We start from the raw sequence: 12,876 nt of genomic DNA on the forward strand, positions 1-12,876 counted from the left end.
ATGATTTTATCCAACAGATTCGGCTGGTCAGTAGGACTGGCCGCCATTTTAATGACATCCTGTATTGAGGAAACCGAAACAGACCTGGACCGGGCCATTACCAGAGACAACCTTGTGATGGAAGAATACATTACTTCCAATAATATCGATGCCACCAAAGCTCAATCTGGTTTCTACTATGAAAAAACGCAGGAAAACCCCGATGCCCCTCAGTTTGTAAATGCAGATTATATTGGGATATACTACGAAATCAGAACCATTGACGGACAACTGATTGATTCCTATCTGGATGAATCAAAGGAGCCCAAGTTTTTTCGGTACAGTCAGGACGGACTTTGGCCCATTGCGATTACCTATGCTGCCGGACTGGCCAGGGAAGGTGAAGAAATGATGCTATACACTCCTTCCTATCTGGCCTTTGGCAATTACAGTTACCAGCAGCTGATTTTGCCCGCCTCGAACCTGGTAATCCAATTGAAGTTTGATAAAAAGTACAGCGAGGAAGAACTTCAACAAAGGGAGGTTGACATGATTCAGGCCTATATTGAGGAAAATGAACTGGAGGGGTTTGAAGAATTGGCAGAGGGTGTTTATTTCAGGTCGGTGGAACCGGGGGATGACTCAAAATCTGAATCCAAACTGGGAAGTAATGTATCGGTAGATTTTGAGATGTTTGAATTAGGGGCAACCGAACCCGTTTTTGAATCATATACTTCCAATCAGCCTACCACCGTTTCAATCGGAAATTCGGGCTTGACATTCTTAAATGAGGGATTGAAAGGAGTGTTGCCGGAAGAGAAAGTAGAGGTAATGGCTACCTCATTTGCCGCTTATGACAATTCCATTCAGATCCTTCCGGAAGAAATCAGAGAAGACCTGATCGAAAAGGGAGAGCAGATAGATCTGGTAAAGCCCTTTACTCCGGTTTGGTTTAAAGCGGAAGTGTTGGCCGTACAATAAATAAAAAATAATAAAACAGTTTGGGCGGGCTTTGGTTTAAAGCCCGCTTTTTTTAGGTCCACATTTTTTTTAGAAAAGGGATTTCCAGTAATTTCTCAATGCTTAAGCCAAATAAAGTCGCCCAAAAGAGAGAGCTGATGAGCATGGCGATCAGGATTTTTTTTTTGTCGATACCAAAAGACGTGAGCACCACTGTTCCTCCGATAGGAGTCAAAATGACCGGTGTTAGGAATGCGATGCCCCAAACCCCGAATTTATGCCATACCTTTATGATACTCCGGGTTTTTTTGGAAAATTTTTTCGATTTCTTTCGAGTAATTAGGACCCAATTTTTTTTGAACCATTCCCCTAAAAATGAAAAAAGCACCACAGATGTCATCATTCCGGAAACAGTGACTGCCACGATTTCCCATAACCCAAAACCCGCTGCATAACCTAACAGAGGTCCCGCGATAAATTTAAACAGGCAGAGAAAATAGATGCCCAAAAAAGTAATCAGGTATTCACTCATGCCACCAGCAGGTATACGTACACCAAGTACCCCAAAATTAAGAAGCCTCCGTTTAGTCGGGAAATAATGTAATTTATTCGCATGATGGGCAGCAGGAGAATCGTAAACCCGAGCATCCAAATAAAATCCGAGGAGATAAAATTGGGAGTGACAGCGATGGGCTTGAGCACGGCGGTAAAACCTATGATGGAAAATACATTCATGATGTTACTCCCCAGAATGTTTCCCAGGGCCATTGCCGTTTCCTTTTTCAACGCGGCAAGTACAGACGTGACCAGCTCAGGAAGGCTTGTTCCAATGGCTATAATGGTCACCCCTATGATCCGTTCACTGACCCCCAGGGCCTGGGCAATAGAGGTGGCATTGCCTACCACCAGATCCGACCCAAAATACAGACCTGCTGCACCGCCGAGCAATTGTAATATAGCAAGCCAAACCGGCTGTTTTTTCATTTGTGCTGCATCCTCTTCTGAAAATTCCACCCGCTCGATGCTTTTGAAGAAATACCAATTTAGGGATACAAAGCAAATCAATAATATGACACCCTCGGTAAAGGAAATGAGGCCATTCAAGGCAAAAACAAAAAAGAGCAATGAGCTGAATAACGTAAATGGGTAGTCCAGCTTTAAGGTAGATTTCTCAATATAAATCGGATAAATTACAGCACTTATTCCTAACACGAGTGTGATGTTTGAAATGTTACTTCCTACCACATTACCGATAGCTATGTCACTAGCCCCTCTAAGTGCCGCCGTGATACTCACCAATAATTCAGGTGCAGAGGTACCAAACGCTACGATGGTAAGCCCGATTAACCCAGGACTCAACCCGAGGCGGGAGGCCACTGAGGAAGCGCCATCCACTAAAAATTTCCCACCAAGTAACAGGACTAGCAGACCAATTGCCAATAGTAAGTAACTCATGTTCTGAAATTCCGTTAAAGTTTAGGACCAAAAGCAAGATCACCAGCATCTCCCAGTCCGGGAATAATATAAGATTGTGAATTTAACTTTTCATCCAAAGCAACCGTCCAGAACCGATGCGGGAGGTCCAGGTTTTGTTGAATGTAGGCAACGCCTTCCGGAGCGGCAATAACACTTGCAATTTCAATTTGCTTTGGTTTTCCATTTGCAAGGAGGTGCTGGATACTTTTTATGAATGATTTTCCCGTTGCAAGCATGGGATCTACCATGATCACGGTCCGGTTCTGCAGGGATGGTGCAGCCAGGTAATTTAAACTAATCTCTATGGCTTCATTTTTTTCATCATTCTCTACGCGGTAGGCACCCACAAATCCGCTTTCAGCCTTATCAAAAAAATTGAGAACTCCCTGATAAAATGGGACGGCCGCTCGGAGAATGGAAATAATGACCGGCTGTTCGGTCAGTAAATCCGTTTGAATGTCACCAAAGGGCCCCGAAATGACGCGCTTTTTGTAAGGAAGTGTTTTAGAAATCTCATAGGCGAGGATCTCACCTAGTCGTTCCATATTTTTTCTAAATCGCATCCGATCTTTTTGGACCGAAGCATCCCTTAGCTCCGCCAGGTAATGATTGGCAATTGAGTTTTGATTGTTTAAAATATGCATGCTGAAACAAATTAAAACAAAAAAACCCGATCTATTAAGATCGGGTTTCATTTTTTAGTTGATTTCGTGCTTATTTGATCTCAAAACTTACTCGTCTTGCCATTTGTCGGGCATCTGCAGATGATTTGTCTACGCTGGTATCCTCACCATAGCCTTTGTAAGTCAATCTAGATTCAGAAATCCCGGAGGCGATTAGTAAGTCATATACCGACTTGGCTCTCCTTTCAGAAAGTTTGATGTTGTAATCTTCAGGGCCTAACTCATCTGCATATCCTTTAAGCTCTACCTGTACGCCAGGGTTTCGCTTCATGAAGTTCGACACATAATGAGCGGAAGATGCAGAATATCCAAGTGGCTTGGCACTGTCGAATGCAAAGTATACGTTTACGTAGCCATCATTGATTGCCTTAGCCAGGTAGTCGATCTCCTCTGTATCATCAGGAGCGCAACCGTCTAAAGAAGCAGGACCTGGTACGAATGGACACTTATCTACATGATCAGGGATACCATCACCATCAGAATCCATGGTTGCACCATGAGAGTCTACCCTTGCTCCAGCTGGAGTGTTAGGCTCTTTATCCAGGTAATCCGGAACACCGTCTCCATCAGAATCCTTCAACATATCCTTGATCTCGCCAATCTGCGTGGCTAGCTCTTCTTTAGTAGCATATTTACTGTCTCTAAGATACCAGTCTGCATGAGAAGCATTGCTACCCAGGTAGAAAGTTAAACCTACAGTTCCTGTCCACCAAACAGAATTCGCACCATAGTATCCATTTTCAGAGGCAGGATTGATCGAAGAAGCACCATCAAAGGCCACGTCTTGTCTTCCTGCCACGATGTTGGAAATATCGCCATTAAGTGCAATGCGGTCGCTCAGGCGAACTTGCAGGGTCATTCCAGAGATAATATTGTACTGATTATCCTGAAAATCAGCCCACTGATTTTCTTGGGGAGTTAATCTTCCGATTCCTCCGCCAAAGTGGCCAAGTAGGTTGAACGTTTGAGAAAAGGTTTCCCAATTCATTATTCTCCCGAGATTGGCTACTCCTTGCAGGTTTAACCGGTAATAGTTGGAAGAAAAATCCGGAGTATCGCTAGCGCTACTAAAGCTACCGAAACCAAAATCAAGTTTGGTTCCAAATTTTTCGTTGAACATATACCGGGCTCCCAGATCCACATGGCCCAGATTTAATGTCGGAGAATAATATCCCGGCGTCATTGGCGCCATTGGCTTATTAAACCCTCCATTTACTTCTATGGACCATTTGTTGAAGTCGTCTTGAGCATTAGCGCCTAATGCTAAAGCACCAACCATTAGTGTTGATAGTATTATTTTTTTCATGATAAAAAATTTTTTACAACATTCAGTGTTTTAATTGATTTTGATTGCTACTAGTTTTTTTACTCGGTTTGTGATACAAATGTATATTAAATTATGGGAACTTTAAACATCTATCTCAATTGTTTCGATAAAAAGGATAGCTGACCCGAAATTTATAAAATATTTTAACATAAACTATGCCAATGGAAAATTTATTGAAAGAAATTCTTTATTTAAATAGCGTTTCAGGTGATGAATCCAAAATAGCATCGTATCTAATCGAACAAATTCTAAAACGAAGAAGCGCATGGAAGGTTTCACCAGAACTTTTTTTTGGTCCAGATTTTCAGGATAATATCATCCTGGCTTTTGGTAATCCGGAAACGGCCGCTTTTGCGCACATGGATACGGTAGGGTTTACAAGCAGGTATGAAAACCAACTGGTTCCAGTAGGAGGTCCCGAGGTTTTGGAAGGTACCTGGTTACAGGGGCGGGATCAGGCGGGAGACATCCGTTGCAGGCTTTGGGAAAAAGAGGGAAATCTTTTCCACGATTTCCCCAGGGGCATTCAGAGAGGTACCTTACTGGCGTTTGAACAGGATATTAAGCTTTCCGAGGGCTTTATTCAAGCCGCTTATCTGGACAATAGATTGGGCATTTATGCGCTCTTGAAACTGTGCGAAACCCTGGAAAACGGATTGGTTGTATTCAGCACCTATGAGGAACACGGAGGAGGGTCCATGCCTTTTCTTCTCCGGTTTATTTATGAGAAATGGGGTATCCGGCAGGGGTTAATCGCAGACGTTACCTGGGTGACCGATGGGATTCACTTAAATGAAGGAGCCGTGATTTCGCTAAGGGATAGTCACATACCGAGAAAGAGTTTTTTGGACAGGATTATTCAAAAAGCAGATGAAAGTACTGTCCCCTACCAATTGGAGGTAGAAGCTTATGGGGGGAGCGACGGAAGGGAAATCCAGTTGTCCCCCTATCCCATAGACTGGTGTTTTATTGGTATCGCCGAAGAAAATCCGCACACCCCCGCCGAAAAAGCCGCATTTTATGACTTGGAATGCATGGTTAAATTGTATCAATATTTAATGCAAAATTTGTAATGGATTCGAAAATGTCTTTTATTCGAAAATAAATTTTGAAAGTAGCCTTGCTGCTCAGGGAAATCGTAGTTACATGATTAAAATCCACGACCTTTTTTTTAAGCCATTTATCTCTGAAGAGCAACTTATAAATCGGGTAAACCAGTTGGCGGATGCCATAAATGAGGATTATAAGGACAAATCACTGGTAATTTTGGCCGTTTTGAACGGTAGTTTCATGTTTATGTCTGATATTTGCAAGGCGATTGACCTTCCGATGGAGGTATCCTTTGTAAAGTTAGCCTCCTATTCGGGTACCCAAAGTACCGGAAATGTCCGTGTGTTGATGGGCTTGGATACCGATTTGGAAGGAAAGGATGTATTAATTGTAGAAGATATTGTGGATACGGGAAAAAGCATGTCTTACCTGCTGGACCTGCTTGGCAGCAGTAATCCCGCCAGTCTGGAAATAGCGAGCTTGTTTTTGAAGCCGGATGCATTAAAAGAAAGGATAGGTATCCGATATACTGGATTTGAAATCCCAGATTTATTTGTGATCGGTTATGGATTGGATTACAAAGGACAGGGGAGAAATCTTCGACAACTTTATCAAAAAACAGAATTCTAATAATCCATTTTAAAAAAAATGAACCTATGTTGAATATTGTTTTATTTGGCCCTCCGGGAGCCGGAAAGGGAACCCAAAGCGAGAAATTGATTGAAAAATATAAAATTGAACACATATCCACCGGGGATTTATTCAGGAAGCACTTGGGTGAAGGCACTGAATTAGGGAAGCTGGCCCAAAAGTACATGGATGAAGGAAACCTTGTCCCCGATGAAGTAGTCATCGGCATGGTGGATGATAAAATCAACTCGACCGCTGACCTGACCGGGTTTATTTTTGACGGATTTCCACGTACAGTTGCTCAGGCCAGGGCATTGGATGAATTGTTGACCAAAAAGGGAACGCGCATTTCCGGGATGATCGCATTGGAAGTGCCGGAAGAAGAACTTAAAAAGCGAATCAGAGAACGGGGGAAAACGTCCGGAAGGGCAGACGATCAGGATGAGGAGAAAATAAATAACCGGATAAAGGTATATAACGACGAAACCCTTCCAGTGGCCAACTATTACCAGGAACAGGGAAAATTAGCCAAAATAGATGGTGTCGGAGCGATCGATGAGATTTTTCAAAAAATTTGTACTGTTATAGATAATTATTAATCTGTACCTTTGCAGCATTGTTTCTGGCTAAGCTTCAGCGCTTAGCCATTTTCTTTTCCGGGCGGTTGAATGTCAATGAGCTGGAAAATGAAAAAAACGTACAGTAAATAAACACGAGGTGGCAGGCTCTAATTTTATTGATTATGTGAAGTTTTGTTCCCGTTCGGGTGCAGGGGGCAATGGTTCCGTGCATTTTCGTCGGGAAAAGCACGTGCCCAAGGGCGGGCCTGACGGTGGAGATGGGGGTCGTGGCGGGCATGTCATTCTGAGAGGTAATGCGCAGCTTTGGACACTGCTACATCTCAAATACAAAAAGCATGTCATCGCAGAAAGAGGAAAGAACGGAGAAGGCGGTAGGCGGAAAGGTTCAGATGGACAGGATATCGTTTTGGAAGTTCCGATCGGAACCGTTGCCAGAGAATCTGAATCGGGACAAGTCAGATGTGAAATCACCGAAGATGGTCAGGAATTTATTCTTACGCCTGGCGGAAGAGGAGGCTTGGGAAATGATCATTTTAAGACGGCAACCAACCAGGCCCCGCATTACGCGCAGCCCGGCGAAGAGGGCGTGGAAGAATGGATTATCCTGGAATTGAAATTATTGGCAGATGTGGGACTGGTGGGGTTTCCTAATGCAGGGAAATCCACTTTGTTGGCCAGCCTTTCAGCTGCCAAACCTGAAATTGCTGATTATGCCTTTACCACCCTCGTGCCCAATCTGGGCGTGGTAGATTACCGGGGAGACCAATCCTTCGTTATGGCTGATATTCCGGGAATAATCGAAGGAGCTGCCGAAGGAAAAGGCCTGGGCTTACGGTTTCTTCGCCATATAGAAAGAAACTCCATATTACTTTTTCTGGTCCCGGCAGATGCGGCACATCTGGGGGAGCAATATCGAATTCTGGTATCGGAACTGGAACAGTACAATCCGGAGTTATTGGATAAACGGAGAATTTTAGCCATATCTAAAGCAGATTTACTGGATACCGAACTGATGAAGGCCTTGGAAGCTGAAGTTCCAAAAGGCGTGCCCCATTTGTTTATTTCCTCCGTAACCGGGTTTCAACTTCCCGAACTCAAAGACTTGATTTGGAAGTCATTGCAGTAAGCGTGTCAGAATGGCATACATGAAAAGAATGGCAAGTTAATTGTTCCATGGTAAATGGATTTTTGAAAAACAGAAATAAAAATGACAGATAGAGCGAAAGAAGATAAGGAACAAGGTCTGGAACAGACGGAAACGGCAGAAAATCCTGTAAATGAAGGAGACGTGAACCAAGAGATGGAGAAGGAAGTTTCCAATGAATCCGAAGCGTCCGAAACGTCTGAATCAGCCAAATTGGCAAAGGAAAACCAAGAGCTGAAAGACAAATATGTCAGGTTGTACTCTGAATTTGATAATTTCCGGCGAAGGACGGCTAAGGAGCGATTGGAGTTGGTAAATACCGCCTCTCAGGACTTGATTCAGGAGATATTACCCGTTCTGGACGATTTTGAACGATCTTTCAAGGCTGAAAACAACGCCAATGATGAAGAACAAAAGGATGCCGGGAGTAAATTGATTTATAACAAGCTATTGCGTATGCTTACCGCCAGGGGATTGAAGCCCATGGATGAATTGGTAGGTAAGGATTTTGACGCTGAATATCATGAGGCAATTACCCAAATACCTGCCCCGTCAGAAGAATTAAAAGGCAAAATTGTAGACGTGGTGGAAAAAGGCTACACACTGGCTGGTAAAGTGGTGCGTTTTGCCAAAGTGGTAATTGGAAAATAAATAGTTATGGCAAAAAGAGACTATTACGAGGTACTCGGCATATCAAAAAGCGCGAGCCCTGAAGAAATAAAAAAAGCATACAGAAAGTTGGCCATTAAACATCACCCGGATAAAAATCCGGGCGATCCCACCGCTGAAGACAAGTTTAAGGAAGCAGCGGAAGCCTACGAAGTATTGAGTAATCCGGAAAAAAGACAGCGGTACGATCAGTTTGGCCATCAGGGTGTCAGCGGAAATGGTGGATTCGGTGGCGGTGGAATGAATATGGATGACATATTCTCCCAGTTTGGAGATATTTTTGGAGGTGGTGGTTTCGACTCTTTCTTTGGAGGAGGAGGCAGAGGTTCCCGTAGAACCAAGAAAGGAACCAACCTTCGTGTCAAACTCAAACTTACTCTGCGGGAGTTGGCGCATGGCGTAGAAAAGAAGATCAAAGTCAAGCGGCACATGATTGCCGATGGCGTTACCTTTAAATCCTGTAGTACTTGTCAGGGTAGTGGCCAAATCAAAAAGGTGGTGAATACCATGCTGGGTCAAATGGTTTCTGCCAGTACTTGTCCTGCCTGTGAGGGCAGTGGCCAAACCGTGGATAAAAAGCCTGCCAATGCTGACAGTAGAGGCTTGGTCATAAAGGAGGAAATCATTCCGATTAACATTCCCGGAGGTGTTGCGGATGGAATGCAACTGAGCCTGACCGGGAAAGGAAATGAAACCCCCGGAGGCGTTCCTGGCGACTTGCTGATACTCATCGAAGAGATCGCAGATGAGGTGTTGGTAAGGGATGGAAATAACGTGGTCTATGATTTATACTTGAGTTTTGTGGATGTGGCTCTGGGAGTATCGCTAGAGGTACCTACCATCGATGGTAAAGTAAAAATCAAAATCGAGCCCGGTACCCAGGCAGGAAAAATCCTGCGCCTGAAAGGGAAAGGTATCAAGGAACTCAATGGATATGGCAAAGGAGATCAGCTGATCCACGTGAATGTGTGGACTCCGAAGGAGCTTACCGCAGAGGAGCGAGCAAAATTAGAATCTCTCAGAGGTTCGGAAAACTTCAGACCCAATCCTGGAAAATCCGAAAAAAGCATCTTTGATAAGGTAAAGGAGTTCTTTTGAAAGTGAACGGCCGGATACCGGCCTTTTTTGTTTCTAAGAAACCTTTTGGAAGCCCAATCGTATTAATTCCGTATGTTTAAGGGATTGATTGTAGCGATAAGTTTGGTCACTTGCCTGATCATTTCCACCGAGGGACAGATTGTGAGGCATTTTGAGGTGAAAGAAAGGGAAGGAATCAACCTTGTTAACCTTTCCTTCTCCAGCTACAAAGGGGTTTCCACGATCCAAAGAAGCTATGCTGGCATGCCTTTTCAAGCAAATGCGGAACTAGGAAAAGTGAATATTTTGCCTTCCTTTTCCCACCATTTTGCGGATGGTGTTTTATATGCAGCGTTGGAACACAAAAATGTCGAATCCGAAAGCCTGAGCAAAAACCTTTCCTACCGGTTATTTTCCAGTGGTGATGATGATTTTGATCACGAATGGGAAGTTGGATTGGATGCCAGTTTTTTATACGATCTACAACTTCATTTCGGGATTGGCAAGGCCCGACTGGATTTTGCAAATCTCCCGATTTCCAACTGCGTGATAAAAACCGCTTCCGCGGATGTGTACCTGGCCTATTCGAAGCCGATACCCAATTCGGTAGCCATGGATACCTTGGCCGTAGGCATTAATATGGGTTCGCTGTATGCTGAGGACCTGCAGCTATCAAACGCCAGGTTATTGCTGCTTGACATCAACTATGGCTCCTTGAACCTTTCTTTTGGTGACACCATGGCCGGGCCTACCACGGTGAACGCAATGATGGGAGCAGGGTCGGTGAATATCAAACTGCCTTCCCGGAATCTCCCTTATATAGTAAAGATCAAATCTACTGCCATGTGCAGGACAAAGGTGCCTGGCCACCTCAAAGAAATCGGAGAAAAAACCTATGTAAGCCAGGGATATCAGGCAGATGCCAAAAACCTCATGACCTTTTTGATAGATGTTTCCGTGGGATCTGTATCTTTGGAATGAAAACAGGAAAAGCCTGTGTCCGGGCTGATTTGTATCGTTAAAAAAGATTTTAGTTGGAGTTATTAAGTGTTCAATCTTTAAATAAATCCTATGGGGCCCATGTGGCACTCAAAGACTTCGACCTGTCGGTAGGGCAAGGGCTCATATTTGGACTTTTAGGGCCGAATGGTGCAGGAAAGACGACCCTCATTCGAATCGTCAATCAAATCATCGAACAGGATTCCGGACAGATTCTGATAAAAGGACAACCGCTAAAAATGCGGCATGTGCGGAATATCGGGTATTTGCCTGAGGAAAGAGGACTCTACAAAGCCATGAAAGTCAAGGAGCAATTGCTCTATTTTGGCCAAATCAAAGGGCTTAAAAAGCAGGATGCGAAGGAAAGGATAACCGCCTGGCTGGACAAACTGGACCTGAGTAGGTGGAAAGAAAATAGAATCCAGGACCTTTCCAAAGGAATGGCCCAGAAGGTGCAATTTATCGCTACCGTGCTTCATCAACCCGATCTGCTGATTTTAGACGAGCCCTTTTCGGGTTTTGATCCCGTAAATGCTGAAATCATCAAAAATGAAATTCTGGAATTAAAACGGCAGGGAACAACCATTATTTTTTCCACCCATCGCATGGAGTCGGTGGAATTGCTATGTGACCATATTGCGCTGATAAATCAGGCGCAAAAAATCCTGGACGGTCCGGTCAAGACCATAAAAAATCAATCCAAAACTAACCGGTTCCGGGTGAAAATGATTCGAAAGGAGGAAGGAAATGCGGTTCCCTGGGGAACTATGGAACAGAAAGAAGGGTATGAGGAATTCACCATGGACCTGAATGGGCGCCAACCAAACACCCTGCTTACCGAACTTATGGAATACGGTGAAATACTGGGATTCGAAGAGATTATCCCCAGCATTGAAGAAATTTTCATCCAAAAAGTAAACGAGAGCCATGTCAGGTAAGATTTTTCTAGTGATCAAAAGAGAATATCTGGCCAGGGTGAAAAAAAGATCCTTTTTACTGGCTACCCTCATTACGCCACTTATTTTCCCCACGATATTGGGGCTCTTTCTTTGGATAGCCCTGTCGGATACTTCGACAGAGACCCGTAAATTGATCGAAGTGGTGGATGAAAACAACGCTTATTTTCTGGAGAGTAACGAAATGTACACCTTTTCCTATGGCGAGCTGAGTCCTGAGGAAGCTAAAAACCTGGTGCAGGAAGGGAAGCGCTTTGGTTTTTTATACATTCCCGAGTTGAACCTGGAAAGGCCACAGGGCATTTCTTTCTACAGTGAAGAAACCCCTGCGCTCTCCATGATCAGCAGCCTGGAAGCTTCCCTAAAACAAAAAATTGAAGAGTTTCGGCTTTTTGCATCCGGTATCGACCCGGCGGTCTTGTCTTCATTAAAGACCAATGTCAATATTCAATCCATCATCGTCGGCGAACCGGGAGGGGAGCGGGTTTCCAATTCCGTCGTCAATTATGCCGTCGGCTTTATAGCTGGGATTTTGATTTACACCTTCATCTTTGTCTATGGAAATCAAATCATGCAGGGTGTCATCGAGGAAAAGTCCAGCCGGATTATCGAAATCCTGGTGTCCTCCCTCAAACCATTCCAACTAATGATGGGTAAAATCCTGGGGATTGGAGCGGTTGGCTTGACCCAGTTTTTGATCTGGATTGTGCTGATCAGTGCCATTTCTTCCCTGGTAATGGGCTATTTTGGAATGACCATGCCTCAGCAGCAAATGCTGGAAATGTCCGGGCAGCAGGAGCTTTTTCCCGATACTGGGCAAGAAGGTCTGATGGAAATGGTCCAACTGGTACAGGGGATCGATTTTTTTCAACTGACCCTTACTTTTCTGATTTATTTTATAGGAGGATATATGTTGTATGGTGCGTTCTTTGCCGCCATCGGTGCAGCAGTGGATAGTCCCTCGGATGCCCAGCAATTTATGTTTCCGGTGACCATTCCCCTTTTGATCGCCTATATGGGCTTGTTTATTTTTGTTTTGGACGATCCAAACAGCCGCGTGTCTTATTGGCTTTCTATTATTCCATTTACCTCTCCTGTCGCGATGATGGGAAGGGTTAGCTTTGGGGTACCCTGGCATCAACTTGCCCTTTCGATTGGGCTGCTGGTGGCTGGGTTTCTCTCCACCACCTGGATGGCAGGCAAAATTTACCGTATTGGTATCCTGGTGCATGGTACCAAGGTGGGATACAAAGTGTTATGGAAGTGGCTTAAGGATAATGGGTAAAGCCCCGGATTTGTAGCCCTTTGGGCAATGCATCCTTTCCCAGGTATTTTTTTCGGTTTT

The 12,876-nt window shown here is 44.2% G+C and carries 14 protein-coding genes; 10 read left to right on the forward strand and 4 right to left on the reverse strand.

The features are described from left to right. Positions 1 to 960, forward strand: a complete 960-nt coding sequence (locus GJQ68_RS06500; RefSeq protein ID WP_162416492.1) for an FKBP-type peptidyl-prolyl cis-trans isomerase — start codon at positions 1 to 3, stop codon at positions 958 to 960. 52 nt (positions 961 to 1,012) lie between these two features. Here GJQ68_RS06500 and GJQ68_RS06505 read toward each other — a convergent pair whose 3' ends face one another. The 4 genes from GJQ68_RS06505 to GJQ68_RS06520 all read right to left on the reverse strand — a co-directional run bounded on the left by GJQ68_RS06505 (position 1,013) and on the right by GJQ68_RS06520 (position 4,404). Then, positions 1,013 to 1,471: a hypothetical protein gene (locus tag GJQ68_RS06505; protein WP_162416493.1), complete on the reverse strand. Its 459-nt coding sequence runs from the start codon at positions 1,469 to 1,471 to the stop codon at positions 1,013 to 1,015. Next, a complete protein-coding gene (locus GJQ68_RS06510) occupies positions 1,468 to 2,394 on the reverse strand; it encodes a calcium/sodium antiporter (protein ID WP_162416494.1) in 927 nt (308 codons plus the stop codon). The genes GJQ68_RS06505 and GJQ68_RS06510 overlap by 4 nt, the downstream gene beginning before the upstream one ends. Before the next feature lie 14 nt (positions 2,395 to 2,408). Beyond that, entirely contained in the window at positions 2,409 to 3,059 is a 651-nt protein-coding gene (gene upp, locus GJQ68_RS06515; RefSeq protein WP_162416495.1) for a uracil phosphoribosyltransferase, read from the reverse strand. Between the two features lie 70 nt (positions 3,060 to 3,129). Then, entirely contained in the window at positions 3,130 to 4,404 is a 1,275-nt protein-coding gene (locus GJQ68_RS06520; protein ID WP_162416496.1) for an OmpA family protein, read from the reverse strand. Positions 4,405 to 4,586: 182 nt separating this feature from the next. Between GJQ68_RS06520 and GJQ68_RS06525 the strand changes: the two genes are divergently transcribed. The 9 genes from GJQ68_RS06525 (at position 4,587) to GJQ68_RS06565 (ending at position 12,816) form a co-directional block, all read left to right on the forward strand. Next, a complete protein-coding gene (locus tag GJQ68_RS06525) occupies positions 4,587 to 5,498 on the forward strand; it encodes an aminopeptidase (protein ID WP_317174415.1) in 912 nt (303 codons plus the stop codon). Positions 5,499 to 5,571: 73 nt separating this feature from the next. Then, positions 5,572 to 6,105, forward strand: a complete 534-nt coding sequence (gene hpt / locus GJQ68_RS06530) for a hypoxanthine phosphoribosyltransferase (protein ID WP_162416498.1) — start codon at positions 5,572 to 5,574, stop codon at positions 6,103 to 6,105. A gap of 26 nt (positions 6,106 to 6,131) precedes the next feature. Then, complete coding sequence (locus GJQ68_RS06535; RefSeq protein WP_162416499.1) at positions 6,132 to 6,704, forward strand: adenylate kinase; 573 nt, start codon at positions 6,132 to 6,134, stop codon at positions 6,702 to 6,704. 118 nt (positions 6,705 to 6,822) lie between these two features. After that, positions 6,823 to 7,812 carry a GTPase ObgE gene (gene obgE / locus GJQ68_RS06540; protein ID WP_162416500.1) on the forward strand — a complete coding sequence of 330 codons (990 nt, stop codon included), beginning with the start codon at positions 6,823 to 6,825 and terminating at the stop codon, positions 7,810 to 7,812. Positions 7,813 to 7,893: 81 nt separating this feature from the next. Then, positions 7,894 to 8,481 carry a nucleotide exchange factor GrpE gene (locus GJQ68_RS06545; RefSeq protein WP_162416501.1) on the forward strand — a complete coding sequence of 196 codons (588 nt, stop codon included), beginning with the start codon at positions 7,894 to 7,896 and terminating at the stop codon, positions 8,479 to 8,481. 6 nt (positions 8,482 to 8,487) lie between these two features. After that, positions 8,488 to 9,597: a molecular chaperone DnaJ gene (gene dnaJ / locus GJQ68_RS06550; protein WP_162416502.1), complete on the forward strand. Its 1,110-nt coding sequence runs from the start codon at positions 8,488 to 8,490 to the stop codon at positions 9,595 to 9,597. Positions 9,598 to 9,669: 72 nt separating this feature from the next. After that, positions 9,670 to 10,557, forward strand: coding sequence for a hypothetical protein (locus GJQ68_RS06555; RefSeq protein WP_162416503.1), 888 nt, complete (start codon positions 9,670 to 9,672; stop codon positions 10,555 to 10,557). Between the two features lie 53 nt (positions 10,558 to 10,610). Then, on the forward strand, positions 10,611 to 11,513 hold the full coding sequence (locus GJQ68_RS06560; RefSeq protein WP_162416504.1) for an ABC transporter ATP-binding protein: 903 nt from the start codon (positions 10,611 to 10,613) through the stop codon (positions 11,511 to 11,513). Then, on the forward strand, positions 11,503 to 12,816 hold the full coding sequence (locus GJQ68_RS06565; RefSeq protein ID WP_162416505.1) for an ABC transporter permease: 1,314 nt from the start codon (positions 11,503 to 11,505) through the stop codon (positions 12,814 to 12,816). Before GJQ68_RS06560 ends, GJQ68_RS06565 begins: the two co-directional genes overlap by 11 nt. The last annotated feature ends 60 nt before the right edge of the window (positions 12,817 to 12,876 follow it).

It is taken from the genome of Cyclobacterium roseum (genome assembly GCF_010119225.1).
In the GTDB taxonomy this organism is placed as follows: domain Bacteria; phylum Bacteroidota; class Bacteroidia; order Cytophagales; family Cyclobacteriaceae; genus Cyclobacterium; species Cyclobacterium roseum.

Excerpts from the sequence above, each read along its gene's own strand:
- GJQ68_RS06500 (WP_162416492.1), top strand. The coding sequence starts at position 1 with ATGATTTTATCCAACAGATTCGGCTGGTCAGTAGGACTGGCCGCCATT.
- GJQ68_RS06505 (WP_162416493.1), bottom strand. The coding sequence starts at position 1,471 with ATGAGTGAATACCTGATTACTTTTTTGGGCATCTATTTTCTCTGCCTG.
- GJQ68_RS06510 (WP_162416494.1), bottom strand. The coding sequence starts at position 2,394 with ATGAGTTACTTACTATTGGCAATTGGTCTGCTAGTCCTGTTACTTGGT.
- upp (WP_162416495.1), bottom strand. The coding sequence starts at position 3,059 with ATGCATATTTTAAACAATCAAAACTCAATTGCCAATCATTACCTGGCG.
- GJQ68_RS06520 (WP_162416496.1), bottom strand. The coding sequence starts at position 4,404 with ATGAAAAAAATAATACTATCAACACTAATGGTTGGTGCTTTAGCATTA.
- GJQ68_RS06525 (WP_317174415.1), top strand. The coding sequence starts at position 4,587 with ATGGAAAATTTATTGAAAGAAATTCTTTATTTAAATAGCGTTTCAGGT.
- hpt (WP_162416498.1), top strand. The coding sequence starts at position 5,572 with ATGATTAAAATCCACGACCTTTTTTTTAAGCCATTTATCTCTGAAGAG.
- GJQ68_RS06535 (WP_162416499.1), top strand. The coding sequence starts at position 6,132 with ATGTTGAATATTGTTTTATTTGGCCCTCCGGGAGCCGGAAAGGGAACC.
- GJQ68_RS06545 (WP_162416501.1), top strand. The coding sequence starts at position 7,894 with ATGACAGATAGAGCGAAAGAAGATAAGGAACAAGGTCTGGAACAGACG.
- dnaJ (WP_162416502.1), top strand. The coding sequence starts at position 8,488 with ATGGCAAAAAGAGACTATTACGAGGTACTCGGCATATCAAAAAGCGCG.
- GJQ68_RS06555 (WP_162416503.1), top strand. The coding sequence starts at position 9,670 with ATGTTTAAGGGATTGATTGTAGCGATAAGTTTGGTCACTTGCCTGATC.
- GJQ68_RS06565 (WP_162416505.1), top strand. The coding sequence starts at position 11,503 with ATGTCAGGTAAGATTTTTCTAGTGATCAAAAGAGAATATCTGGCCAGG.